The sequence below is a fragment of the Microtetraspora malaysiensis genome (assembly GCF_050947145.1).
Lineage (GTDB): Bacteria > Actinomycetota > Actinomycetes > Streptosporangiales > Streptosporangiaceae > Microtetraspora_A > Microtetraspora_A malaysiensis.
Genome location: NZ_CP191998.1, coordinates 8,499,376 through 8,522,738, shown reverse-complemented (window position 1 = coordinate 8,522,738; position 23,363 = coordinate 8,499,376). Strand labels below are relative to the sequence as shown.

At 70.0% G+C, this 23,363-nt stretch carries 23 protein-coding genes; 12 read left to right on the top strand and 11 right to left on the bottom strand.

The features are described 5' to 3' along the window. Nucleotides 1–224: 224 nt before the first annotated feature. From ACQP1V_RS39775 to ACQP1V_RS39765, 3 genes are read right to left on the bottom strand one after another with little or no spacing between them, the layout of a single operon-like run. The gene (locus ACQP1V_RS39775; RefSeq protein WP_433416259.1) at nucleotides 225–1,463 is read right to left on the bottom strand and encodes an FAD-dependent oxidoreductase; all 1,239 of its coding nucleotides are present in this window, start codon (nucleotides 1,461–1,463) and stop codon (nucleotides 225–227) included. Then, on the bottom strand, nucleotides 1,460–1,837 hold the full coding sequence (locus ACQP1V_RS39770; RefSeq protein WP_433416256.1) for a hypothetical protein: 378 nt from the start codon (nucleotides 1,835–1,837) through the stop codon (nucleotides 1,460–1,462). Before ACQP1V_RS39770 ends, ACQP1V_RS39775 begins: the two co-directional genes overlap by 4 nt. Then, nucleotides 1,834–2,481: a sulfotransferase family protein gene (locus tag ACQP1V_RS39765; RefSeq protein WP_433416254.1), complete on the bottom strand. Its 648-nt coding sequence runs from the start codon at nucleotides 2,479–2,481 to the stop codon at nucleotides 1,834–1,836. Before ACQP1V_RS39765 ends, ACQP1V_RS39770 begins: the two co-directional genes overlap by 4 nt. Nucleotides 2,482–2,570: 89 nt before the next feature. On the opposite strand from ACQP1V_RS39765, the gene ACQP1V_RS39760 reads away from it, so the two are divergent. Next, nucleotides 2,571–3,344 carry a TetR/AcrR family transcriptional regulator gene (locus ACQP1V_RS39760; RefSeq protein ID WP_433416251.1) on the top strand — a complete coding sequence of 258 codons (774 nt, stop codon included), beginning with the start codon at nucleotides 2,571–2,573 and terminating at the stop codon, nucleotides 3,342–3,344. Nucleotides 3,345–3,474: 130 nt separating this feature from the next. On the opposite strand, the gene ACQP1V_RS39755 is transcribed toward ACQP1V_RS39760, so the two are convergent. The 3 genes from ACQP1V_RS39755 to ACQP1V_RS39745 are packed head-to-tail and all read right to left on the bottom strand — an operon-like array spanning nucleotide 3,475 to nucleotide 6,935. Continuing rightward, a complete protein-coding gene (locus ACQP1V_RS39755) occupies nucleotides 3,475–4,227 on the bottom strand; it encodes a succinate dehydrogenase/fumarate reductase iron-sulfur subunit (RefSeq protein WP_387409223.1) in 753 nt (250 codons plus the stop codon). Continuing rightward, the gene (locus ACQP1V_RS39750; protein ID WP_387409224.1) at nucleotides 4,227–6,122 is read right to left on the bottom strand and encodes a fumarate reductase/succinate dehydrogenase flavoprotein subunit; all 1,896 of its coding nucleotides are present in this window, start codon (nucleotides 6,120–6,122) and stop codon (nucleotides 4,227–4,229) included. The genes ACQP1V_RS39755 and ACQP1V_RS39750 overlap by 1 nt, the downstream gene beginning before the upstream one ends. Before the next feature lie 12 nt (nucleotides 6,123–6,134). After that, entirely contained in the window at nucleotides 6,135–6,935 is an 801-nt protein-coding gene (locus ACQP1V_RS39745; protein WP_433416248.1) for a hypothetical protein, read from the bottom strand. Nucleotides 6,936–7,247: 312 nt separating this feature from the next. On the opposite strand from ACQP1V_RS39745, the gene ACQP1V_RS39740 reads away from it, so the two are divergent. Further along, nucleotides 7,248–9,371, top strand: a complete 2,124-nt coding sequence (locus ACQP1V_RS39740; RefSeq protein WP_433416245.1) for a sensor histidine kinase — start codon at nucleotides 7,248–7,250, stop codon at nucleotides 9,369–9,371. Between the two features lie 25 nt (nucleotides 9,372–9,396). Here the strand turns inward: ACQP1V_RS39740 and ACQP1V_RS39735 are convergent, their stop codons facing one another. After that, complete coding sequence (locus tag ACQP1V_RS39735; protein WP_387409227.1) at nucleotides 9,397–10,002, bottom strand: response regulator transcription factor; 606 nt, start codon at nucleotides 10,000–10,002, stop codon at nucleotides 9,397–9,399. A 98-nt stretch (nucleotides 10,003–10,100) separates the two neighbouring features. Between ACQP1V_RS39735 and ACQP1V_RS39730 the strand changes: the two genes are divergently transcribed. Together ACQP1V_RS39730 and ACQP1V_RS39725 are read left to right on the top strand one after the other, a co-directional pair. After that, on the top strand, nucleotides 10,101–10,832 hold the full coding sequence (locus tag ACQP1V_RS39730; RefSeq protein WP_067135518.1) for an ABC transporter ATP-binding protein: 732 nt from the start codon (nucleotides 10,101–10,103) through the stop codon (nucleotides 10,830–10,832). Next, nucleotides 10,832–13,309: an FtsX-like permease family protein gene (locus tag ACQP1V_RS39725; protein WP_433426110.1), complete on the top strand. Its 2,478-nt coding sequence runs from the start codon at nucleotides 10,832–10,834 to the stop codon at nucleotides 13,307–13,309. The genes ACQP1V_RS39730 and ACQP1V_RS39725 overlap by 1 nt, the downstream gene beginning before the upstream one ends. 56 nt (nucleotides 13,310–13,365) lie before the next feature. Here the strand turns inward: ACQP1V_RS39725 and ACQP1V_RS39720 are convergent, their stop codons facing one another. Then, nucleotides 13,366–14,292: a LysR family transcriptional regulator gene (locus tag ACQP1V_RS39720; RefSeq protein WP_067135522.1), complete on the bottom strand. Its 927-nt coding sequence runs from the start codon at nucleotides 14,290–14,292 to the stop codon at nucleotides 13,366–13,368. 155 nt (nucleotides 14,293–14,447) lie between these two features. Between ACQP1V_RS39720 and ACQP1V_RS39715 the strand changes: the two genes are divergently transcribed. The 3 genes from ACQP1V_RS39715 to ACQP1V_RS39705 all read left to right on the top strand — a co-directional run bounded on the left by ACQP1V_RS39715 (nucleotide 14,448) and on the right by ACQP1V_RS39705 (nucleotide 17,968). Next, nucleotides 14,448–15,206, top strand: coding sequence for a succinate dehydrogenase cytochrome b subunit (locus ACQP1V_RS39715; RefSeq protein ID WP_084259092.1), 759 nt, complete (start codon nucleotides 14,448–14,450; stop codon nucleotides 15,204–15,206). Next, on the top strand, nucleotides 15,203–17,143 hold the full coding sequence (locus tag ACQP1V_RS39710; protein WP_433416240.1) for a fumarate reductase/succinate dehydrogenase flavoprotein subunit: 1,941 nt from the start codon (nucleotides 15,203–15,205) through the stop codon (nucleotides 17,141–17,143). Before ACQP1V_RS39715 ends, ACQP1V_RS39710 begins: the two co-directional genes overlap by 4 nt. Before the next feature lie 87 nt (nucleotides 17,144–17,230). Next, nucleotides 17,231–17,968, top strand: a complete 738-nt coding sequence (locus ACQP1V_RS39705) for a succinate dehydrogenase/fumarate reductase iron-sulfur subunit (protein WP_387409230.1) — start codon at nucleotides 17,231–17,233, stop codon at nucleotides 17,966–17,968. Between the two features lie 185 nt (nucleotides 17,969–18,153). Here ACQP1V_RS39705 and ACQP1V_RS39700 read toward each other — a convergent pair whose 3' ends face one another. The 3 genes from ACQP1V_RS39700 to ACQP1V_RS39690 form a co-directional block, all read right to left on the bottom strand. After that, complete coding sequence (locus ACQP1V_RS39700; RefSeq protein WP_433416237.1) at nucleotides 18,154–18,507, bottom strand: hypothetical protein; 354 nt, start codon at nucleotides 18,505–18,507, stop codon at nucleotides 18,154–18,156. Continuing rightward, nucleotides 18,504–18,977 carry a hypothetical protein gene (locus ACQP1V_RS39695; protein ID WP_433416234.1) on the bottom strand — a complete coding sequence of 158 codons (474 nt, stop codon included), beginning with the start codon at nucleotides 18,975–18,977 and terminating at the stop codon, nucleotides 18,504–18,506. The genes ACQP1V_RS39700 and ACQP1V_RS39695 overlap by 4 nt, the downstream gene beginning before the upstream one ends. A 156-nt stretch (nucleotides 18,978–19,133) precedes the next feature. Next, nucleotides 19,134–19,727 carry a TetR/AcrR family transcriptional regulator gene (locus ACQP1V_RS39690; RefSeq protein ID WP_433416231.1) on the bottom strand — a complete coding sequence of 198 codons (594 nt, stop codon included), beginning with the start codon at nucleotides 19,725–19,727 and terminating at the stop codon, nucleotides 19,134–19,136. Nucleotides 19,728–19,831: 104 nt separating this feature from the next. Here ACQP1V_RS39690 and ACQP1V_RS39685 point away from each other — a divergent pair, with 104 nt between their 5' ends. The 5 genes from ACQP1V_RS39685 (at nucleotide 19,832) to erm (ending at nucleotide 23,270) form a co-directional block, all read left to right on the top strand. Then, nucleotides 19,832–19,996, top strand: coding sequence for a hypothetical protein (locus tag ACQP1V_RS39685; protein WP_432868151.1), 165 nt, complete (start codon nucleotides 19,832–19,834; stop codon nucleotides 19,994–19,996). A 65-nt stretch (nucleotides 19,997–20,061) separates the two neighbouring features. Next, the gene (locus ACQP1V_RS39680; protein WP_433416228.1) at nucleotides 20,062–20,634 is read left to right on the top strand and encodes a dihydrofolate reductase family protein; all 573 of its coding nucleotides are present in this window, start codon (nucleotides 20,062–20,064) and stop codon (nucleotides 20,632–20,634) included. Between the two features lie 42 nt (nucleotides 20,635–20,676). Continuing rightward, entirely contained in the window at nucleotides 20,677–21,246 is a 570-nt protein-coding gene (locus ACQP1V_RS39675; protein ID WP_433416225.1) for a dihydrofolate reductase family protein, read from the top strand. Nucleotides 21,247–21,451: 205 nt separating this feature from the next. After that, nucleotides 21,452–22,273 carry an SDR family NAD(P)-dependent oxidoreductase gene (locus tag ACQP1V_RS39670; RefSeq protein WP_433416222.1) on the top strand — a complete coding sequence of 274 codons (822 nt, stop codon included), beginning with the start codon at nucleotides 21,452–21,454 and terminating at the stop codon, nucleotides 22,271–22,273. A gap of 199 nt (nucleotides 22,274–22,472) precedes the next feature. Next, nucleotides 22,473–23,270 carry a 23S ribosomal RNA methyltransferase Erm gene (gene erm / locus ACQP1V_RS39665; RefSeq protein WP_433416219.1) on the top strand — a complete coding sequence of 266 codons (798 nt, stop codon included), beginning with the start codon at nucleotides 22,473–22,475 and terminating at the stop codon, nucleotides 23,268–23,270. Nucleotides 23,271–23,363: the final 93 nt, after the last annotated feature.

Here is a 23,363-nt window from a genome sequence, read left to right as displayed (position 1 = left end):
CGCTCGGTGATATTCGATAGAGAGGTGACTTAACTGGAGTCATCAGCAGGTGGCGTCGCCGGTCAGCGAGGAGTGTCTGCTGATGGCAGCCCGATGGAGGCGGGACGAGGGTGACCGCGACGGCCAGGGGTCTAGGCCTCGCGATTCCCGATGGCTGCTTTCCAGGTGGTGCTTGCGTTGCGGTGCGCCTTCGCCGGATATGGCGGGCCGCCGGGACGAGCGCCTCAGGTGGTCCTGCGGGCGAAGCCGGGAGCGTGTTCCGGCCGGGGGCCGAAGCCCACGAAGCGGGCGGGGATCATCCGGAGCCGGGGGAAGGCGCGGGTGAGGAAGAGCAGGGCCGGGGGTGGCCCGGAGCGCTTGCCGGCGAACTGCTTCTCGAACATGACGCGCTGGAGCATCCGCTGGCCTGTCTGGACGATCACGGTGGGGCGGCACCTGCGTCGTTGCACGGCCGCCAGGTCAGTGACGGTGACGGAGTGCCGCCGCAGCGGATCGGCCAGGATGGTGGCGGCGGCCACGGCGTCCTGGATGGCGAGGTTGATGCCCACCCCGCCCGCGGGTGACATGGCGTGCGCGGCATCGCCGATGAGCAGCAGCCCGTCGAGGTGCCACCGCTTAAGCCGGTTGAGCTTCACGTCGAGGACGAAGACCTCGTCCATGCCGGTCAGGTGCTTCACCGCGTCGGCGAAGTCCGGGCGCAGGCGGGCGATGCGCTCGCGGAAGCGCTGGATGCCCTCGGCCCGCAGCCGCGTGTCGGAGCCTTTGGCGGTGAAGTACGCCACCTGGTAGTAGTCGTCGCGAGCGAGGGAGATCATGGCCTCGGGGCCCCGCGCGACCGGTGTCACGCTCGCGGGCACGTTCGTGTCATGGGTCGATCGGGGCAGGCGGAACCACCAGACGTCGAACGGTACCCGGAACTCCTTGGGCACCAGCCCCGCCTCACGGCGCAGGGTGGAGTGCCTGCCGTCGCAGCCCACCGTCAGTTCGGCGTGGATCTCCCCTTCACGGCCGTCCGAGGTGCGATACCTGGCTCCGACGATCTTGTCGCCGTCTCTGATCAGCGCGGTCGCTTCGGTGTTCATGCGCAGGGAGAAGCCGGGGTCCTGGCTGGCCGCCTCGGCCAGGAAGGAGAGCAGGTCCCATTGGGGCACCATCGCGATGTAGTTGTACGGCGCGGGCAGCGCTTCGAAATCACCCAGTGTCACCATGGTGCCGTCGGGAGCGGGGAGCGACAGGTTGCCCAGGCGGCTCTGCGGCAGGGCGCGGAAGCCTTCGCCCAGGCCGAGTTCGTCCATCAGGCGGACGGTGGCGGGGTGCACGGTGTCTCCCCGGAAGTCGCGCAGGAAGTCGGCGTGCTTCTCCAGCACGGTGACCTCGATTCCCGCCCGGGCCAGCAGCAGGCCCAGCATCATGCCGGCCGGGCCGCCGCCACAGACCAGGACGCCGGTGCTCTCGATGGTCATGTCAGCCTCTTCCGACGTAGTCCGTAGTGGGTGAACAGAGCGATGACCGCCATCCGCAGCGCCACGTTCGCCCAGATCGCGGCGTGGAGGCCGCGGGTGAAGGCGTAGGCTTCGACGGCGGCGGTGCAGCCGTGGAACACGATCAGGGTCTGGGCGGCCAGGCGTGTCCCCTCGGGGTGTCGGAGAGTCCTGCCGGCGAACGACAGGAACGCCACGGCCAGCTCGGCGGCGCCCAGCAGATAGCACACCAGGTAGGCGTCCGCGGGGATGCGGATGCCGACGGCGCTGGGAACCAGGCCGGGCGCGACGACGAGCACCACCCCCGCTGCCAAGGTGACCAAGCCGTGGAGGGTGAGCAGGATGCGGAGGTTCACCGCTCCGCCGCCCCTCGTAGGCGGCTCTGGGCGGACTGCCGGTCGTTGAGGCGCGGGTAGGGCTCGTCCGGTACGGGCACGCCGAGGAAGTCGCACAACGGCTCCCAGCCCTGCCCGGTCTCGTAAATCAGGATTCGGTCGGCGGGCAGGGCGCCGGTGACCTCGGCCGTGCGGCGCCGGAACACCTCCACGGCGTGGCGCTCCTCGGGCATCGGCTCGTCCAGCGTCGTGCCGAACGTCTCGCGCCACAGGTGCTCCAGCAGCGGCCGCATGCCGATGGCCACGGGATGGAATTCGGCTGGCACCGCGCTGGGGGCGTGCAGCAGGGCGAAGACGGTGTCGCGGAGGCTGGCGTACCAGGCGTGCGGGTCACGCGCGGTGAGGATGACCTTGGCATCGGGGTAGCTCTGCGCGAGGGAGCGCCAGAAGTGGGCGCTCGGCCAGTCCACCGCCGCCCGGTAGCCGTCCAGCACGCCGTTCCAGTCGACCGGCCCGTCCAGGGTCTGCCGCCAGCGTTGCGCCTGCTCGGGATGGGCGGCTATCTCCTGCATGTGGTGGCACGGGCCGAAGCCGAGCCGCTCCAGTGCCGCTTTCAGCGACGTGGTGCCGGTACGCGGCAGTCCCGCGCCGATCACGTTGATCATCTGCGCCTCCTTAATTCATCGCTGGATGAACTCGCAGTGGAGACGATACACACATGAGGTTCACATAGGAAGCGGTACCATGGGGCGTTGTGGACCGGGACCTGGTGGATGCCGCACTGGCGGCCGCCGAGAAGCACGGCAAAGACGTGGCCGATGTGCCGCTGAGCGCGATCGCGACCGCCGCGGGAATTTCCCGCAGCACCCTGATCAGAAGGCTCGGCGGATCGCGGGCCACGCTGGAGGAGGCGGTCCGGCAGGTCGGAATCGACCCGGGTGGGCGCCCACCGGTCCGGGAACGGGCCATCGAGGCCGCGGCCACGCTGATCGCCCGCGACGGGCTCGGCGCGGTCACGATGGAGGCCGTCGCCGCCGCCGCACACTGCTCGCCGACCAGCCTGCACGCCGTCTTCGGCAGCCGCGACGGCGTGCTCGCCACCATGTTCGACCGGTACGTCCCCGTGCCCGACCTGGAAGCGCTGGCCGCCGATCCCCCCAAGCGGATCGAGGAGATGGTCCATGCCGTCTACGCTGCGCTGGCCGAGGCCTTCGCCCGGGAGCCACGGGTGCTGCCGGCCATCTTCGGCGACCTGCTCACCCGCCCCGACGGCACCGCCGCCCGGATGCTGAAAGCCAACCTGCCGAGGATGTTCGCCAGTCTCAGCATCCTGCTGAGCATGCAGATCCAAGCCGGTCGGCTGCGGCCACTTCCCCTGCCGCTGCTCATACAGCTGATGATCGGCCCCATGGCGGGGCACATGCTGTTGCGCCCCGTGCTACAGGACGCGCTGGGCAACGTCCTGCCCCCGGTCGAAGACGTCGCGCGGACATTCGCCGAGGCGTTCATCCGCGCCACCGCCCCGTGAGCTCGCGCCATAAGGTGCCGACCGGATACGTTGCAAACGGCCCTGCGGGAGACCTGTGAAAAGGGAACGGCCGCCCGCGCCCGAGGCGCGGACGGCCGCACATGGCTCCGGAGAGCCCGTCAGCCCCTTCTCAGCTGGACCGCCGGAAGATCTTGTTACCCAGCCAGACCAGCGGGTCGTACTTCCGGTCGACCACGCGCTCCTTCATCGGGATCAGCGCGTTGTCGGTGATCTTGATGTGCTCGGGGCAGACCTCGGTGCAGCACTTGGTGATGTTGCAGTAACCGAGGCCGTGGTCCTGCTGCGCGGACTCCTTGCGGTCGGCCGTGTCGTACGGGTGCATGTCCAGCTCGGCGATCCGCATGAGGAAGCGCGGGCCGGCGAAGGCCGGCTTGTTCTCCTCGTGGTCGCGGATGACGTGGCAGACGTTGTTGCACATGAAGCACTCGATGCACTTGCGGAACTCCTGGGACCGCTCGACATCGATCTGCTGCATCCGGTACTCGCCGGGCTCGACGTCCTTCGGCGGGGTGAACGACGGGATCTCGCGCGCCTTCTGGTAGTTGAACGAGACGTCGGTCACCAGATCCTTGATGACGGGGAACGTCCGCATCGGGGTGACCGTGATGGTCTCGGTCTCCTCGAAGGTGGACATCCGGGTCATACAGCCGAGCCGTGGCCTGCCGTTGATCTCCATCGAGCAGGAGCCGCACTTGCCCGCCTTGCAGTTCCAGCGGACCGCGAGATCGGGAGCCTGCGTCGCCTGCAGCCGGTGGATGACGTCGAGGACGACCTCGCCCTCGTTCACCTCGACGGTGAAGTCCTCCAGGCGGCCCTCGCCGCCCTCGCCGCGCCAGACGCGGAACTTGGCCTTGTAACCCATCACGACTCCTTGACCGCGTCGTACTTCGCCAGCTCGTCCCCGGTGAGGTACTTGCTGAGCTCCTCCCGGTCGAACAGGACCAGCAGGTCAGCGCGCATCGACGGCTGGATCCGCTCCTCGACGTCCACGGTGGCGCCGTCCGGCGTCGCCGAGCAGACCAGGAGCTTGCGCCGCCACTCGGGCGACATCTTCGGGTAGTCGTCCCTGGTGTGCCCGCCCCGGCTCTCCTCGCGCAGGAGCGCGGCCCGCGCCACGCACTCGCTGACGAGCAGCATGTTGCGCAGGTCGAGGGCGAGGTGCCAGCCGGGGTTGTAGATCCGGCCGCCCGGGGACGCGGTGTGGTTCGACCGCTCCTTGAGCTTCTCGACGGCGTCCAGCGCCTCGGAGACCTCCTCGGCCTTGCGGATGATGCCGACGAGTTCGTTCATCGTCCGCTGCAGCTCGTGGTGGACCTCGTAGGGGTTCTCGCCACCCGACCGCTCCAGCGGCGCGAGCGCCTCGGCCCGCGCGTCCTGGACCGCTGTCTCGGACACGGCGGGCCGCCGCGCCAGGCCGTTCACGTACTCGGCCGCTCCGGCGCCGGCCCGGCGGCCGAACACCAGCAGGTCGGACAGCGAGTTGCCGCCGAGGCGGTTGGAACCGTGCATGCCGCCGGAGACCTCGCCCGCCGCGAACAGCCCCGGCACGGAGGCGGCGCCGGTGTCGGCGTCCACCTCGACCCCGCCCATGATGTAGTGGCACGTCGGGCCGACCTGCATGGGCTCCTTGGTGATGTCGACGTCCGCCAGCTCCTTGAACTGGTGGTGCATCGACGGCAGCCGCTTGGTGATCTCGTCGGCCGGCAGCCGGGTGGAGACGTCGAGGAAGACGCCGCCCTGCGGCGAGCCGCGGCCCGCCTTCACCTCGGCGTTGATGGCCCTGGCGACCTCGTCACGCGGCAGCAGCTCCGGAGGGCGGCGGTTGTTCGCCTGGTCGGTGTACCAGCGGTCGCCCTCTTCCTCCGTCGTGGCGTACTTGTCCTTGAACACGTCCGGCACGTAGTCGAACATGAAGCGCCGGCCCTCGGAGTTGCGCAGCACGCCGCCGTCTCCGCGTACGGACTCGGTGACGAGGATGCCGCGCACCGACGGAGGCCAGACCATCCCGGTCGGGTGGAACTGGATGAACTCCATGTTGATCAGCTTCGCGCCCGCGAGCAGGGCGAGCGCGTGGCCGTCGCCGGTGTACTCCCAGGAGTTGGACGTGACGACGTAGGACTTGCCGATGCCGCCGGTGGCCAGCACCACGGCCGGGGCGTCGAAGACGATGAACTTGCCCGTCTCGCGCCAGTAGCCGAAGGCTCCGGAGACGGCCTCGCCGTCCTTGAGCAGGCGGGTGACCGTGCACTCGGCGAAGACCTTGATGTACGCCTCGGGGTCGCCGTGCAGCTTCTCGTCCTCCTGCTGGAGCGCGACGACGCGCTGCTGCAGGGTGCGGATGAGTTCGAGGCCGGTGCGGTCGCCGACGTGGGCGAGACGCGGGTACTCGTGGCCGCCGAAGTTCCGCTGGCTGATCTTGCCGTCCTTGGTGCGGTCGAACAGCGCGCCCCACGCCTCCAACTCCCAGACGCGGTCCGGGGCCTCCTTGGCGTGCAGCTCGGCCATCCGCCAGTTGTTCAGGAACTTGCCGCCGCGCATGGTGTCGCGGAAGTGAACCATCCAGTTGTCGTCGGGGTTGACGTTACCCATCGCGGCCGCCGCGCCGCCCTCGGCCATGACGGTGTGCGCCTTGCCGAAGAGCGACTTGCAGACGATGGCGGTGCGCTTGCCCTGCTGCCGCGCCTCGATCGCCGCGCGGAGCCCGGCGCCTCCCGCGCCGATGACGACGACGTCGTATTCGTGACGCTCGATTTCCACTGTGATCCCTCGTTATGCGAACGGGAAGTTGATGATGCCCTTGGCGACCAGCCGGACGTAGAGGTCGGCGATCATGACCGAGAACATCGACGCCCAGGCCAATTGCTGGTGCTTGGCGTTGAGTTTCGACACGAAGGTCCACGCCTTGTACCTGATCGGGTGCTTGGAGAAGTGGTTCAGCCGGCCTGCCGTGATGTGCCGGCAGGAATGGCAGCCGAAGGTGTAGGCGAGAATCAGGATCGCGTTGATGAGAAGAATGATCGTTCCCAGCCCCACGTGTCCCCAGTTGCCGTCTTTATCCCGGAACGAGAGAACCGCGTCATAAGTCAGGATTAGACCGATGATGACGGCGAAGTAGAAGAAGTAGCGGTGGATGTTCTGGATGATCAGCGGCAGGCGGGTCTCGCCGGTGTACTTGCCGTGCGGCTCGGCCACGGAGCAGGCGGGCGGCGACAGCCAGAACGAGCGGTAGTAGGACTTGCGGTAGTAGTAGCAGGTGAGACGGAAGCCCGCGGGCAGTCCGAGGATCAGCAATCCCGGCGGCCAGGTGTACCAGTCGCCGATGGGCGCCAAGCCGAACAGCCGCGCCCCTTCGGGGCAGGACGTCGGCAGGCAGGGAGAGGCGAAGGGCGCGATGTACGGCTCCGCCAGGTAGCTCTGGTCGAAGATCGCCCAGAACCCGTAAACAAGGAATGTCATCAGTCCGGTGAATGTCAGCGCCGGCGCCAGCCACCATCGGTCGGTGCGCAGAGTGCGTACCTTGATCTGGGCGCGTTGCTTTCTGGCCGAGTTTTCGGCCGTTGTCTGGGTCATCAGAGACCTCTCCACCTTCCGCGGTCCCTTTCCTGTACGCCGAGGGCTCCGCGTCCATTCGTGTCGCGCCGGCCGATGCGCCACGAGGTGTAACAACGCCGTGTAACAACGCCGACGCCTGTTGGTGGGGCATACGTTACGACGCCGACAGGGCAAAATGTGAGAAGGGTCACCCCCTATTTCGGCAAGAGAGTGTGATTGTCGTCACGTCCCACTGAAGCGCAGGCACTATTCCCCCTCATGTCCGGTTTTTTCTGGTGTTCTGGAAGACTTGCCCTGGCGAATGGGGAGGTCGAGGCCAGAGTGAACAGGGTGAGATCCTTCGTGGCCGGCACCGAGCCCGGCCCCCGGCTCGCGCGGCTGACCGTCGCCGTGGTCTTCGCGGGTTTCGCCTCCGTGTACGTGCTGGCAGCCGACGGCGTGGCGGAGGCGCTGCTGCCGCTGGGCGTCCTCGTGCTCCAGCTGGGGCAGGTCTTCCCCCGGTGGCGCCGCCTGCGCGGCCCGGCCGCGCTCGCCGCGCAGGCCGTTCTCGCGACGGTGGCGGTGCTCGTCTGCGGCGTGTCCGTCGGTCTCTTCGGCTTTCTCGCCGGTTCGCTGCTGCTCGTCTCCGCGTGGCCCGCGGCGGTCCTCGTGGTGGCCGGGGCGGCGCTCGTCCAGGCCACGCGTTCGGCGGACGCGCTCGCGGTGATCGATTCCACGATCGCCCCGGCGCTCGCCGCTCTCGTGATCTACGGTCTGACCCGGATGGCGGAGCGGGTGGACGAGGTGGCCGCGGCCCGGGTGAGGCTGGCGCTCGCGGCCGTGGCGGAGGAGCGGCTCCGGATCGCCACCGAGCTGAACGAGGGCATCGGGCGGGGGCTCGACGCGATCGAACGCGGCGCGCGCCGCGCCATGGAGTCGCCGGTGGACGCGGGGGCGACCGGGCCGACGATCGGGGACGTCGCCGCCACGGCGCGGCGCTGCCTGGCGGACGCCCGCTCGGCGGCGGCGGACTACCGGGCGCTGTCGCTCGCCCCGGAGGTCGCCGCGGCGCGGGCGCTGCTGTCGGCGGCGGGGGTCGAGACGGAGGTGCGGATCGGTCACACCGAGCCGCTCGGCTCGGCCGGGGCGCTGCTCGCGACGGTGCTCCGCGACGCCGTCACCGACGTCGTACGGCAGGGAACCGCCCGGCACTGCCTGATCGAGACCGTGCACCGTGACGGCATGGTTCGGCTGCGCGTCACCAACGACGGTGTGCGAACTGCGGGCGCGGGCGTCGAGGGGTTGGACGACGTCATCGACCGGATGGCGGCGGTGTCGGGGGCCCTGCGCATCGGGCTCGATCCCGACGGCAGGTTCGGCGTCGAGGCCGCCATTCCGGCCACGCCGCCCGCTCCGCCGCCACCGGACACCGCCTACGGCCTGTCGATCGCCCTGCTCGGCACGGTGGTCGCCGGATTCTGCGTCAAGGCGTTGCTCCTCGTCCCGGGAGATCTGGTTCTGCCGGCGGCGGCGTGCCTGGTCGTGATCGCGTACCTGCAGCTCCGGTCCGTGCGCGGGCGTCATCCGTACGCGTTGGCGGCCATGGCCCTGCTCGCCTACGCGCCGCTGTTCGTGTTCGGCCAGGACTGGCTGGGCGTGGGCGGCTTCCTGGCGGGCCCGCTGCTGCTCATGTTCCGCTGGGCGGTGTCGTTGCCGCTCGTGGCGGTCGTCATGGCGAGCGTGGCGACGGCCGCGGCGGCGTTCGGGCTCCCGGCGGGAGCCGTCGTCAACTACACCGCCAGCACGCTGGTCACCGGGTTGGTGATCCACGGCCTGGTCGGGTTGGCCCGGGTGGTCAAGGAGCTCCAGGACTCGCGGGAGGAGCCGGCCCGCGCCGCGATCGTCCAGGAGCGGCTGCGCGCCGCGCGCGACCTGCACGACCTCCTCGGGCACAACCTGGCGGCGATCCTGCTCAAGTGCGAGCTGGCCCGGCGCCTGGCGGACGCCGCCCCGGAGCGGGCCCGCGCGGAGATCGCCGACGTCATCGTGATGGCCGGGCGGGCCAGGGCCGATCTGCGGGCCGCGTCGGGCGACCACCGTGAGATGTCGCTGGAGGAGGAAGCGGAGTCGGCCCGTTCCGTGCTGGCCGCGGCCGGGATGGAGGTCCGGCTCTCGCTCGGCCACGGGCCGCTGCCCGCTCCGGCCGAGACCGTGCTCGCGACCGTTCTGCGGGAGGCCGTGACCAACGTGCTCAGGCACAGCTCGGCGCGGAGCTGCCACATCGCGTCCGAGGTCTCCCAGGGCGTCGTACGGCTCAGCGTGCGGAACGACGGGGTGCGCCCGGACGCGGGACGCGGCCGGCCGGGCTCGGGCATCGGCAACCTCACCGCTCGGCTGGCCGCGCTCGGCGGCGAGCTGACCGCGCGGGTGGAGGACGACGGCTGGTTCCGGGTGCGGGCCGTTCTAGCGCCGTGACCGGCAAGGTTTGCCCGGACGGGCATTAGATCCAGCCGGCCTCCCGGGCGATGCGGGCGGCGTCCGTCCGGTTGCGGGCGCCGAGTTTGGTCACGATCGTGGTGAGGTAGTTGCGCACGGTCCCGGCGCTGAGGAACAGGTCGGCGGCGATCTCGGTCGCCTCGGCGCCGCCGGCGGCCAGCCGTAGCACGTCGGCCTCGCGCGGCGTGAGGGGGTTGTCGGCGAGGTCCCAGGCGGCGACCGCCAGCGAGGGGTCGAGGACGCGGCCTCCGGCGGCGATCGTGCGGATCGCCGCGACCAGGTCGTCCGGCGGCGCGGTTTTCAGCATGAACCCGTTGACCTGCGCGCTCAGCGCCCGGCGCAGGTGGCCCGGCCTGCCGTTCCCGGTGAGCATCAGCGTGCGGCAGGCGGGCAGCTTCACACGCAGTTCGGCCGCGGCGCCGAGGCCGTCCAGGCCGGGCATGTCGATGTCGAGCACGGCGATGTCCGGCCGGTGCCGGAGCGCGGCGGGCAACACGGCGTCACCCGAGCCGACGGCGTCCACCACCGTCAGGTCGTCCTCCAACTCCAGCAACGCGACGAGTGCTCCGCGTACCACGTGCTGATCTTCTGCCAGCAGAACCTTGATCACGGCAATATGTCTATCAGTGTCCGACTCATGACGTCGTCATGTCCGACTCGTGATCGGCTCTCTGGTCCGCGTTTCCCCGGTTCAGCAGGCTTGATTCCATGAACGACGCGGTACGGCTGGACGCCGTGAGCAAGGTGTATGGCAAGGGGCAGGGCGCGGTGGCCGCCTTGCGCGAGGTGACGATCGGCATCCCGCGCGGGGGCTTCACCGCCGTGATGGGGCCGTCCGGTTCGGGCAAGAGCACGTTCCTCCACTGCGCGGCGGGGCTGGACCGGCCGACCTCAGGTTCGGTACGGCTCGGCGGCACCGAGCTGGCGGGGATGGACGAGACTCGGCTGACCGAACTGCGCCGGGAGCGGGTCGGCTTCGTGTTCCAGGCGTTCAACCTGGTCTCGTCCCTGACGGTGTCGGAGAACATCACGCTCCCGCTGCGGCTGGCCGGGTCCGCTGTGGACCGGCCCTGGCTGGACGAGGTCGTCCGGCGGGTCAAGCTCGACGGCCGTACCGGCCACCGCCCCGCGCAGCTCTCCGGCGGGCAGCAGCAGCGGGTGGCGATCGCCAGGGCGCTGGTCACCCGGCCCGAGGTCGTGTTCGGCGACGAGCCGACCGGCGCGCTCGACACGGTGACGGCACGCGATGTGCTCACCCTGCTCAGGGAGGTGGTCGACGGCCTCGGCCAGACGGTGGTGATGGTGACCCACGACCCGGTGGCCGCGTCGTACGCCGACACGGTGCTGTTCCTCGCCGACGGCCGCATCGTCGACACGATGAGCGCCCCGACGGCCGACAGGGTCGCCGACCGCATGACCCGGTTGGGAGCGTGGGTGTGATGTTCGGGTTCGCCCTGCAGACAATGCGGAGCCGCAAGGCCGGCTTCGCCGGAGCGTTCTTCGCGCTCCTGTGTGCCGCCGCGCTCGTCTGCGCCTGCGGCGCCCTGCTGGAGACCGGGCTGCGCGGCCAGATTCGGCCCGAGCGGTACATGGGCGCTCCCCTGCTGGTCGCCGGGGACCAGAACGTCCGCGAGACGATCAAGAAGGAGAAGGGGGACGGCGAGGTCAAGACGAAGGTCAAGGCCAAGCCGCTGTCCGAGCGGGCCTGGGTGCCCGCCTCTCTCGCCGACCGGCTGGCGGGCGTCCCCGGCGTGCGCTCGGTGGTCGCCGAGGTGACCTTCCCCGTCCATTCCGGCGGTGCCACGTTCACCGGCCACGGCTGGGAATCCGCCGCGTTGACCCCCTTCACCCTGCGTGCGGGACGCGCGCCGGGAGCGGCCCGAGAGGTGGTCGCCGACGCCGCGTCGGGGCTGGCCGTCGGAGCGCGGCTCACCGTCGAGGCCGCGGGCGAGTACCGCGTGGTCGGCGTGACGGCGGAGGCGCTGGACAGCCAGGCCACCCTGTTCTTCGGCACGGCGGAGGCCCGCAGGCTGGCCGGGCTGCTGGGCGGGCGCGCGGCCGACTCCGTCAGCGCGATCGGTGTCTTCCCCGAGGGGGATGTCACGGCCGTTTCGGCGGGCGTGAACGCGGTGCTGAAAGGCACGAACACACTCGCCTACACCGGGGACGACCGTGGCACGGTCGAGTTCCTCGCCGCCGAGAACGCCAGGATCAAGCTGATCAGCCTCGGTGGCGCGCTGGGCGGTACCTCGCTGCTGGTCGCGATCCTCGTGGTCGTGGGCACGTTCGCGCTGTCGATCCAGCAGCGCCAGCGAGAGATCGCGCTGCTCCGCGCGGTCGCCGCCACGCCCCGGCAGATCAGGAAGATGCTCGGCGGCGAGGCCCTGCTCATCGGCCTGGTCGCGGGCGTCCCGGGCTCCGCGCTGGGGGTCGGGCTGGCGTTCTGGCTGCGGTCGCGGTTCGTGGACCTCGGCGCGATGCCGTCGAACCTCGACCTGGTGCTGAGCCCGTTCCCCGTTTTCGCCGCGCTCGGGGCGACCCTGCTGGCGGCGTGGGCCGCGGCCAGGATCTCCGCCCGCCGCACCGTCAGAATCCGGCCGGTCGAGGCGCTGGGCGAGGCCGCGCTGCGCCGGGCCGGGCTGCCCAAGGGCCGGTTGGCCGCCGGGCTGCTCTGCCTCGCTGCCGCCGTCACGCTCACGCTGGTGCTGTCCACGCTGTCGATCGAGGCCGCGTCCAGCCCGGTGACCATGCTGACCGCGCTGGTGTGGACGACCGCGATCGCCCTGCTCGGCCCCGTCATCGCCAAGGTCGCCGCCACCGTGCTCGGGGCGCCGATGCGCGCCTTCCGGGTGGGCGGGCACCTCGCCGCGGCCAATCTGCGGACGTCCACCGGCCGCCTCGCCGCCGTCGTCACCCCACTCAGCCTGATGGTGGCGATGACCTGCACGATCCTGTTCGTCCAGACGACCATGGGGCATGCGGCCCAGGAGCAGGCCCGCGCCGGGACCCGCGCCGATTACGTCCTCGGACCGCGCGTCTCCGAGGCGGCGGCCGACTCCGTACGTAAGGTGCCGGGCGTGGTGGCGGTGACCGAGGTCCTGCGCACCTCGGTCCGGGTCGGCCTGACGAGGTACGGCGCGCAGGCCGTGACACCCGAAGGTCTCGCGTCCACCATGGACCTCGACGTGCGGAAGGGCTCCGTGGACCGCATGGGCGCGGGCACGCTCGCGGTCAGCGAGACCGCGGCGGAGGGCCTGGGCGTGTCCGTCGGCGACCCGGTGGCGCTGACGCTCGGCGACGGCACCCCCGCCACGCTCACGGTCGCCGCCGTCTACTCCCGAGGTCTGGGCTTCGCCGACCTCACGCTGCCGCACGATCTGGTTGCGGCGCACGTGGACGACCCGCTGGCTCGGACCGTGCTCGTGGCCGCCCCATCGGTGGACCGGGCCGCGCTGGCCGCCACCCTGCGCGACCGTCCGGGCATGGGCGTGCTCGACCGGGTCGAGGCGACCGCCGCACCCGCCAACGCCGAGGTCAACTACGTGGCGATGGGCCTGATCATCGCCTTCACCGCGATCGCGGTCGTCAACACGCTCGCGATGGCGACCTCCGACCGGGCCCGCGAGTTCGCGCTGCTCCGCCTCGTCGGCACCACCCGGCGGCAGATCATGCGCATGCTGCGCTGGGAGACCTTCGTCGCGGTGCTGGTCTCGGCGGCACTCGGCACGGGCGTCGCCCTGGTGACGCTCACCGCGTTCAGCACGGGGATGACCGGATCGGCCACGCCGTACATGCCGCCGGTGACCTATCTGGCGGTGGTCGCGGCGGCGGCGGCGCTGGCCCTGGTCGCCACCGTCGTCCCCGCCCGGTTGGTCCTGCGTGACAGGCCGGCCGACGTCATCGGGGCGAGGGAGTGAACGCCGCTCGGAAGCGGTCCGAGATGGAGCGCGGCCTCATCACCGGCGGGGACCCGTCAGTCCGCGCAGATGAGCTCGATCCCCTGCGGCAGGCTGCCGTGGTGCGCCGCCTCGACGAGATAGAAGAGCAGGGTCGCGCGGAACGCCTGGGCCGCGCGGGTCGGCTCGACGTCCTTGCGGTGCGCCAGCGCGACGGTGCGGCGCAGCCCCGGAGGGGCGAGCGGGGTGCCCGCGAGGCCCGGCCGGCCGTCCAGCACCATGGACGGCACCACCGCGACGCCGAGCCCCGCCTCGACGAAGCGCAGCACCGCGTCCATCTCGCCGCCCTCGACCGCGAAGCGCGGCTCGAACCCCGCCTGCCGGCACGCGGCGAGCGTCGCCTCGCGCAGGTCGTAGCCGCGCCGGAACATCACCAGCGGCCGCCCGCGCAGGTCCTCGATCCGCATGTACGGCTTGTTGCGTCCCGGGGGAGAGGCGACGACGAGGTTCTCGCGGAGGATCTCCTCGGTCACGAGGGAGGGGTCGCTGCTCTGCAGCGGCAGGATGATGAGCGCGAGATCGAGCTGCCCCCTGGCCAGGTCGCGTACCAGGTCGCGGGAGCCGCTCTCCTCCACGAGCAGTTCGACGCCCGGGTAGTCCCGGTGGAAGCGGGCGAGGGCGTCGGCCAGCAGACCCGCGCACAGGGACGGCGTCGCGCCGAGCCGGACCCGGCCGCGGCGCAGCCCGGCCAGCTCGGCGACCTCGCGGCGCGCGGTCTCGGCGTCGGCCAGCATCCGGCGGGCGAGCGGCAGTAGCGCCTCACCGGCCGGGGTGAGTGTCACGTTGCCGCGCGCCCGGCTGAACAGGGGCGCGCCGAGCTCGGTCTCCAGAGTCCTGATCTGCTTGCTCAGCGAGGGCTGGGCAACCCGCATCCGCTCGGCGGCATGAGTGAAGTGCCGGGTTTCGGCCACCGCCACGAAGTACGCGAGTTGCTGGAGCTGCACGCCTCCCAAGCGTACGGCTGTGAGATTTGTCGCATCAGGGCGAGGCCTCCGGAACGGATAAGCCCCGACGGCCAGAGGTCATAGCCTGCGGCTATCGGAACGACGCCTGCGATGACTTGGACTCGTTTCGGAACCCGAACCTAGCGTGAACAGCTGTGACAGCCACGATAGACCGGGGAGCGGCCACCACGTCGGTCGCACCCCACGCAGCGCAGAAAAATCCCCCCACACGCCGGCGCCCGGGCTTCTTCGCCTCGTCGAACGGCAAGAAGGCCGTCATGGCCGTCACGGGTGCGGTCCTGGTGCTCTTCCTCCTCGGCCACATGGTCGGCAACCTCAAGGCGTTCTTCGGAGCGGACGCCTTCAACCACTATGCCGAATGGCTGCGGACCATGGGCTCGCCCGCCGTGCCCTACCGCGTCCTGCTGACCGTCGTCGAGATCGCTCTCGTGGTCGCGGTGGTCCTGCACATGTGGTCCGCCGTGTCCCTCGCCCGCCGCGCGGCCCAGGCCCGGCCGGTGAAGTACGCCGCGAAGCGCAAGTCCCAGGCCAACGGCTACGCCACCCACACCATGCGGTACGGCGGGGTCATCATCCTGCTGTTCGTCATCTGGCACCTGCTGGACATGACCTTCGGCGCGGTGAACCCCAAGGGCTTCGACGCGGATCCGTACGACCGGCTGGTTGCGGGCTTCGACCCCTCGCGCTGGTGGGTCACCCTCTTCTACGTCGTGGCGATGATCATGGTCGGTCTGCACCTGCGGCACGGCCTGTGGAGCGCCTTCCAGACGCTGGGCCTGGCCGGCGGACGCAGCTACGGGAAGTTGAAGGCGGGCGCGGCGCTGGTGTCGCTGGTTCTCGTGGTCGGCTTCCTGGCCGTGCCCGTCGGGGTGATGATCGGAGTGATCAAGTGAGCGACCAGACGCATCACTACAAGGTCGGCGAGCCGATCCGGGACACGAAGGCGCCCGAGGGCCCGATCGAGGACCGCTGGGACAAGCGCCGTTTCTCGGCGAAGCTGGTCAACCCGGCCAACAAGCGCAAGATCAACGTCATCGTGGTCGGCACCGGCCTCGCGGGCGGGTCGGCCGCGGCCACCCTCGGCGAGCTCGGGTACCAGGTCAAGTCGTTCTGCTACCAGGACACGCCCCGGCGCGCGCACTCCATCGCCGCACAGGGCGGGATCAACGCCGCGAAGAACTACCGCGGTGACGGCGACAGCGTCTACCGGCTCTTCTACGACACGGTCAAGGGCGGCGACTTCCGCGCCCGCGAGTCCAACGTGTACCGGCTGGCCCAGGTCAGCGTGAACATCATCGACCAGGCCGTGGCCCAGGGCGTTCCGTTCGCCCGCGAGTACGGCGGCCTGCTCGACACCCGCTCCTTCGGTGGCGCGCAGGTGTCCCGCACCTTCTACGCCCGCGGCCAGACGGGCCAGCAGCTCCTGCTGGGCGCGTACTCGGCCCTGGAGCGGCAGATCGCGGCCGGGACCGTCGAGATGCACACCCGGCACGAGATGCTCGACCTGGTGATCAGCGACGGCCGGGCCCGCGGCGTCATCGTGCGCGACATGGTGACCGGCGAGATCGAGACCCACCTGGCCGACGCGGTCGTGCTCGCGACCGGCGGCTACGGCAACGTGTTCTTCCTGTCCACGAACGCCAAGGGCTGCAACACGACGGCGATCTGGCGCGCGCACCAGCGCGGCGCGATGTTCGCCAACCCGTGCTACACGCAGATCCACCCGACCTGCATCCCGGTCAGCGGCGACTACCAGTCGAAGCTGACGCTCATGTCGGAGTCGCTGCGCAACGACGGCCGCGTGTGGGTGCCGCTCGCCAAGAGCGACGCGCGCAAGCCGGCCGACATCCCCGAGGACGAGCGCGACTACTACCTTGAGCGGATTTATCCCGCTTTTGGAAACCTGGTGCCGCGTGACATCGCCTCCCGGGCGGCCAAGAACGTCTGCGACGAGGGTCGCGGTGTCGGCCCCGGCGGTCTCGGCGTCTACCTCGACTTCGCCGACGCGATCGCCCGGCTCGGCCGGGACGCCGTCGAGAAGAAGTACGGCAACCTCTTCGAGATGTACGAGCGCATCACCGGGGAGAACCCGTACGAGACGCCGATGCGCATCTACCCCGCCGTCCACTACACGATGGGCGGCCTCTGGGTGGACTACGACCTGCAGTCCACGATCCCCGGTCTGTTCGTGGTCGGCGAGGCGAACTTCTCCGACCACGGCGCCAACCGCCTCGGCGCGTCCGCGCTGATGCAGGGCCTGGCCGACGGGTACTTCGTGCTCCCGACCACGGTCGGCGACTACCTCGCGAACGTGAAGTCGTTCGGCGACGTGGACCCGGCGGAGGTGGAGCAGGCGCGCGAGGCCGTCCAGCAGAAGATCGACAAGCTGCTGAGCGTGAACGGCACCCGCACCGCCGACTCCTACCACCGGGAGCTCGGCAAGATCATGTGGGACTACTGCGGCATGGAGCGCACCGAGGAGTCGCTGCGCAAGGCCCTGGAGCGGATCCCCGAGCTCCGTGAGGAGTTCTGGAACAACGTGAAGGTGCCGGGTGACCCCGAGGGGCTCAACCAGGCGCTGGAGCGGGCCGGGCGGGTCGCCGACTTCTTCGACCTCGCCGAGCTCATGTGCATCGACGCGCTGCACCGCACGGAGTCCTGCGGCGGCCACTTCCGCGCCGAGTCCCAGGACGCGGACGGCGAGGCACTGCGCGACGACGAGAACTTCGCCTACGTCGCGGCCTGGGAGTGGGGCCCCGACGGCCCGACCCTGCACAAGGAAGCGCTCGAGTACGAGTACGTCAAGATGACCCAGCGGAGCTACAAGTGAGCGAGCCCGACGCAATGAGCGGAGTGAAAAGCGCCGCGCAGCAAGCTTTTCGCGTAGCGAATGAGGAGCGGTGAGCGAACGATGAGCATGAATCTGACCCTGAAGGTCTGGCGTCAGAACGGTCCGTCCGACGAAGGACGGATGGTGACCTACAAGGTCGAGGACGTCTCGCCGGACATGTCCTTCCTGGAGATGCTGGACGTACTCAACGAGCGGCTGATCCTCGCGGGCGACGACCCGGTCGCCTTCGACCACGACTGCCGCGAGGGCATCTGCGGCATGTGCGGCATGGTGATCAACGGCGTGGCGCACGGCGAGCAGCGCGCCACCACCACCTGCCAGCTCCACATGCGGCACTTCAAGGACGGCGACGAGATCACCATCGAGCCGTGGCGCGCCGCGCCCTTCCCGGTGGTGAAGGACCTGGTCGTGGACCGGGCGGCGTTCGACCGGATCATCCAGGCCGGCGGCTTCATCAGCGTGCCCGCGGGCTCGGCGCCGGACGCGCACAGCGTCCCGGTGAAGAAGGAGGACGCGGACGCGGCCTTCGACGCGGCCACCTGCATCGGCTGCGGCGCCTGCGTGGCGGCCTGCCCGAACGGCTCGGCCTCGCTGTTCACCGCCGCGAAGATCACCCACCTGGGCCTGCTGCCGCAGGGCCAGCCGGAGCGCGACTCGCGGGCCAAGGCCATGGTCGAGCAGATGGACCTGGAGGGCTTCGGCGGCTGCACCAACACGGGTGAGTGCACCGCGGTCTGCCCGAAGGGCATCCCCCTCGACGCGATCGCCCGCATGAACGCCGACTACCTGAAGGCGTCCAAGTAAGAACCTGCCGGTGCGGCGGCCCGCCGCCGCACCGATCGCTTTCCCGAAGGCGTGAGACGTACATGATGTACGTCTCACGCCTTGTCCATCTCCTGGGAGAACCTTCTGCCGCGCTCATGATTCATGCATGAGCATGAGTGATGAGAAGCAGCCCATCACGATTTCCCTCCTGCGCCGGGGGAAGATCAGTCCGTGGCCTTGGGGTGGCCTGTGCCCGCATAGGTGATCCAGGCGGTGCGCCTGGCGTCGTCGAGCAGGTACCAGATGCGCCCGCCGCCGGTGACCTCGTACTGCCAGCGTTCCAGCTCTTGGCCTTTGAAGGTGCCGGTGCCTAGTTTGCCCTTGAGGCGGTGCTGACGGTCGGGGTCGTCTGCGGCGCGGGGAGTGACGCGGATCTTCTCGAAGGCGCGGCGCAGGTTGCCCGCTGCGTGGCGGCTCAGGTGTTCCCAGCCATCAGCGGCCTCCGTGTTGGCAAACCGGAGGTCGTACTCATCGCCAATCGGTGGCGGCGCGGCTCGGTCTCCGCGCTTCGGGCTCACTCCACCGCCTCGGGCATGGCGGCCGGTCCGAGATCGCCGTCCGGCTCGCGGGTGAGGACGGAATACAGGGCGGGGTCCGCGTAGATCTCGGCGCTGTGCCGCCACTGGGTGAGCAGAAGGGCGATCGGAGTGAGGTTGTCCAAGGCCACCGCGCCGCGTGCCGTGTCCACCAGCTCGGAGAGGAGGGTGTCGATGTCCTCGGCGGGCAGGAAGGTGCTCCACGGGAGGGCCTCGGGCAGTGCCTGGCGCAGCGCGGCGATGTTCTCGGTCCGTACCAGCCCGGCCAACAAGCGGGAGGTGAAGTCCACGACCGTGGTGTCGCGCTCCAGCTGGTCGACGCGCATCAGTGCGAGGTCCCCCGCGTCGCGTCGCCGCAGCCGCAGCGCGCGGACGGCGTCCAGGCGGCGCGTGGTCGCGCCAGGATGATGGAGTAGCTCGCTGAAGGGCACATCCTCATAAGGCGCGGTCATGACATCCACAGTAGCTCGGATGTCGATCCAGTGGTAGGGAGTGTCGCGTCGCCTGCGGCAATTGGTCTACAGGATCGTGACCGCCCACGCGCGTCGAATCCGCCGCACTTCCCGCGATCGCCCAGGTGGCGGTCGATCGTGAAATGCCGCTGTCGCCTATGCATCGCGTACAGGAGCGTCCGAGGGCAGGATGCGTTCGACGACGTCCGCGATCAGGTCGTCCACCTGCGCCTCGGGGAAGAGGTCGGGCAGGGTGAGCCGTTCGAGGATCAGCCAGTTCAGCGCCATGTAGAGCACCTTCACCGTGGTGGCGTCTCCTGGCATCTTCGCCTCCAGATGGAAGCCGACGTTGGCGTCCAGGTCGGCTTGGATCCTGCGGGTGAGCACGGAGCGCAGCTCGGGGCGGCGGGTGGCCTCCAGGCGCAGCTCCACCAACGCCAGATAGCTCGCCGGGAAGGACGTCAGACGGCCCACGATCTCGCGCATCACCGCGGTCACCTGGGCGCGGTCGTGCGGCCCCTCCAGGATGTCCGTGAAGAGGGAGGGGTCGGGCTGCCAGTGCTCGTAGACGCGGGCGCTCACCTGGGTGAGCAGGTCGTCGCGGTTGGCGAAGTAGTTGGACGCGGTGCCGTTCGGCACCTTCGCCTCGACGTCCACCGCGCGGAAGGTCAGGCCGCGTGCTCCTTCGCGGGCCAGCACCTCAATGGCGGCGTCGACGAGCGTCGCTCGCCGGGCCGGATTCTGCCGCATCGCAATCTCCATGGATCTCGGATTGACACCACTCTAAATGTAGTACTACGGTCTAACCACTCCAGGCAGAGTACTACAGACGAGACGCTTTGAAGGGATTCCGTATGCGAATTGAATTCACCGCCCTCTCCACCGTCGCGGGCGCGAAGGCCGTACCGGGCGGGGGCGGCGCACCCGTGCCGGGCGTCCGTCCGGACCGCCGCCAGACTCCGCGGCCGCGTTCCGTGCCCCGCCCGCGGCCGCTGCCCAAGCCCGGCGCGGCCCGCTGACCGGCGCACCGTCATCCGGCACCGGTCGTTCAGCACCGTCGTTCAGCACCACGAAGAGGGTTCAGATGCGAAAGCTCACGTACTACGTCGCCACCACGATCGACGGCTTCATCGCCGACCCCGACGGGGGATTCGGCTTCTTCCCCGAGGCTGAGGACATGGTGCGGGTCCTCAACTCGGAGCGGCCCGAGACCGTCCCGACCGCGTTCCGCGGCCCGGCCGGGCTCGACGGCGTCGCCAACAAGCGGTTCGACACCGTCCTGATGGGCCGCGGCACCTACCGGCCCGTGATGGAGGGCGGGGTGACCAGTCCGTACCGGCACCTCCGCCAGTACGTCGTCTCCACCACCATGGGCGAGATCGCCGAACCCGAGGTGGAACTGGTGTCCGGCGACCCGGTCGAGCTGGTGCGCCGGCTCAAGCGGGAGGACGGCCTCGGGATCTGGCTGTGCGGTGGAGGGAAGCTGGCCGGCTCCCTGCTGTCCGAGATCGACGAGCTGGTCATCAAGCGATACCCGGTGGTCATCGGCGCGGGCATCCCGATCTTCAGTGCGCCGTTCCGGCCCCAGCTGTTCGACCTGGTCGACACCCGCACGTTCAGCAACGGCGCGGTCGTCCTCACCTACACCAAGAAATAGCCGCTGCCGGTTCCCCGGACCCCCACTCGACGAAAGAAGCGCATGCGAAAGCTCACGTACTACATCGGCATGACCATCGACGGCTTCATCGCCGCTCCGGACGGCGCCGCCGACTTCTTCCCGGTGACGCAGGATGTCATCGACTGCATCCGCGACGACTATCCGGACACGCCGCCGTCTCATATCCGCCCCCAGCTCGGCCTCGACGACGGCAACCGCGATTTCGACACCGTGGTGCAGGGGCGCGTCACCTACGAGCCGGCGTTGGAAATCGGCGTGACCAGCCCGTACGCGCACATGCGCCAGTACGTGGTGTCCGGGAGCATCGCCGGCAGCCCCGACCCGGCCGTCGAGATCGTCACCGGCGATGTGCTCGCCAAGATCCGTGAACTCAAGGCCGAGGACGGCAAGGGCATCTACCTGGCCGGCGGCGCCCGCCTCGCCGGTGCCCTGCTCCCCGAGATCGACGAGTTGGTGATCAAGATCTATCCCGTCGTGGCCGGGTCCGGCATCCCGCTGTTCACCGCCGACTTCTCCCCGGCGTACTTCGAGCTCACCGGGACCCGCGCCCTCGACAGCGGGATGGTCGTCCTCACCTACGTCCGAAAGTGATCGGCGACGCCCGGCGGGGCGCGCCGTACGACAACCGGGACGGCCGTCAGGGGCGGAAAGTCTTGGGCAGGGCGCTCACGTCGAAACGAGACGGAACGGTCCGTCTTGACAGTGGTGGAGTTCCGGTGCACACTGGGGCTGTCTGCGAGACGAGACGAACCGTCTCGCTTGTGAGGTCTCACTGTTGAGAAGGAGATGATGCCCTGTGACGACCGGGAAAGTATGGTTCATCACCGGCGCTTCACGCGGTCTGGGCAGGGCGTTCACCGAGGCCGCCCTCGGTTCCGGAGATCGTGTCGTGGCCGCCGCCCGCGATGTCGAGCCGCTCGCCGACCTGGCTGCGGAGCATCCGGGCGCTCTCGTACGGCTTCCGCTGGACGTCTCCGACCGCCAGGCCGTACGCGCGGGTGTGGACCGGGCCGCGGCGGCGTTCGGCCGGCTCGACGTGGTCGTGAACAACGCCGGCGGCCTGTTGTACGGCATGGTCGAGGAGGCCACGGAGGAGCAGATCCGCGCGCATCTCGACGTCAACTTCTTCGGTGCGGTCTGGGTGGCGCAGGCCGTGGTCCCGCACCTGCGGGCGCAGGGCGGCGGGCGCATCCTGCAGGTCACCTCGATGGCCTCCGGCGGCGGGATGGCCACCGTCGGGTTCTACGCCGCCGGCAAGACGGCGCTCGACTCGATCAGCGAGGCGCTGGCGATGGAGGTCGAGCAGTTCGGCATCAAGGTCACCATCGTGCAGATGGGCGGCTACGACACAGGGCTGTTCACCACCGGCACCACGGCGACCGCGCCCCATCCGGCCTATGAGTCCCTGAGGACGAAGATGGCGGAGATGTGGGGCGACGACGCCGGCCCGGACCCGCGCACGGCCGCCCCCGTCATCATGGAGCTGGCCAAACTGCCGGAACCGCCCCGGCGGCTGATCCTCGGCAGCCGGTCCTACGACATCGTCCAGGACGCGGACCGTGCCCGAACCGAGCTCTACCACGCCTGGGAGCACCTCAGCCGGATGGCTTCGGGCTGATCGGACGGTTCGGACTTCTCATGTAGGGTGCGGGCATGGGTAGCGCTTTTTGTGCCTGCGCGTGCGCATGTTACTGCAGGACCCGCCGCGCCTAGCGGCGGGCTGATCTCACCTTTCCCAGTTCCGCCGCACCTCGGAGTCATCGCCGGTGCGGCATCGCGTGCTGCCCGGCTCCGACCGTCCAGCGCGGAGCGAACCCATGCATCACCCTTCACAGGGCGGCCGACACGAGCTCGGCCAGAACTTCCTCGTCGACCCCTCGGTCATCGCCACCATCGAACGGCTCATCGCGCGTACGCGCGGACCGATCGTGGAGATCGGTCCGGGAGACGGGGCCATGACCCTGCCGCTGAGCAGGCACGGTCGGTCCATCACAGCGGTGGAGATCGATCCCAGGCGCGCCCGGCGCCTGGAACGGCGCACCCCGCAGAACGTCGTCGTCGTGAACACGGACGTCATGCGCTTCCGGTTCCCCCGGCATCCTCACGTGATCGTGGGCAACCTTCCCTTCCACCTGACCACCGCGATCATGCGGCGTCTCCTCGTCGAGGATCGGTGGCGCGCGGCGGTGCTGCTCGTGCAGTGGGAGGTCGCCCGGCGCAGAGCGGGCGTGGGAGGCGCCACCCTGCTGACCGCGAGCTGGTGGCCCTGGTACGAGTTCGAGGTGCATTCGCGCGTGCCGGCCCGGTCCTTCCGTCCCGTGCCCTCGGTCGACGGCGGCCTGCTCACCATGGTTCGCCGAGAGACCTCGCTCGTCGCCGACAGCGGGCGGTACCAGGACTTCGTCAAGCAGGTCTTCACCGGCAGGGGGCACGGGCTGCGCGAGATCCTCGACCGGACCGGACGGCTCGACCGCACGGCGGTGCGCGAGTGGATGCGCGCCGAGCGCGTCGCACCGAACGCGCTGCCGAAGGAGCTGACCGCCGAGCAGTGGGCCTCGTTGTGGCACCTCGTCGCCGACGGCGCCGCCGATCGCCGGCCCGTACGGCGCCGCTGACGAGCGGGAGTGGTCGGCTGTCGCGAGTGCCCGCAGACTCCCGCGTCCAAAGCGGATGCGGGAAGAACGCGGGCACTCGCGACCGCCGGTGAC

What these genes read in the sequence shown, in the direction of transcription:
- ACQP1V_RS39775 (WP_433416259.1), bottom strand. Translation starts at nt 1,463, where the DNA reads ATGACCATCGAGAGCACCGGCGTCCTGGTCTGTGGCGGCGGCCCGGCC.
- ACQP1V_RS39765 (WP_433416254.1), bottom strand. Translation starts at nt 2,481, where the DNA reads ATGATCAACGTGATCGGCGCGGGACTGCCGCGTACCGGCACCACGTCG.
- ACQP1V_RS39755 (WP_387409223.1), bottom strand. Translation starts at nt 4,227, where the DNA reads ATGGGTTACAAGGCCAAGTTCCGCGTCTGGCGCGGCGAGGGCGGCGAG.
- ACQP1V_RS39745 (WP_433416248.1), bottom strand. Translation starts at nt 6,935, where the DNA reads ATGACCCAGACAACGGCCGAAAACTCGGCCAGAAAGCAACGCGCCCAG.
- ACQP1V_RS39730 (WP_067135518.1), top strand. Translation starts at nt 10,101, where the DNA reads ATGAACGACGCGGTACGGCTGGACGCCGTGAGCAAGGTGTATGGCAAG.
- ACQP1V_RS39725 (WP_433426110.1), top strand. Translation starts at nt 10,832, where the DNA reads ATGTTCGGGTTCGCCCTGCAGACAATGCGGAGCCGCAAGGCCGGCTTC.
- ACQP1V_RS39705 (WP_387409230.1), top strand. Translation starts at nt 17,231, where the DNA reads ATGAATCTGACCCTGAAGGTCTGGCGTCAGAACGGTCCGTCCGACGAA.
- ACQP1V_RS39695 (WP_433416234.1), bottom strand. Translation starts at nt 18,977, where the DNA reads ATGACCGCGCCTTATGAGGATGTGCCCTTCAGCGAGCTACTCCATCAT.
- ACQP1V_RS39690 (WP_433416231.1), bottom strand. Translation starts at nt 19,727, where the DNA reads ATGCGGCAGAATCCGGCCCGGCGAGCGACGCTCGTCGACGCCGCCATT.
- ACQP1V_RS39685 (WP_432868151.1), top strand. Translation starts at nt 19,832, where the DNA reads ATGCGAATTGAATTCACCGCCCTCTCCACCGTCGCGGGCGCGAAGGCC.
- ACQP1V_RS39680 (WP_433416228.1), top strand. Translation starts at nt 20,062, where the DNA reads ATGCGAAAGCTCACGTACTACGTCGCCACCACGATCGACGGCTTCATC.
- ACQP1V_RS39675 (WP_433416225.1), top strand. Translation starts at nt 20,677, where the DNA reads ATGCGAAAGCTCACGTACTACATCGGCATGACCATCGACGGCTTCATC.
- erm (WP_433416219.1), top strand. Translation starts at nt 22,473, where the DNA reads ATGCATCACCCTTCACAGGGCGGCCGACACGAGCTCGGCCAGAACTTC.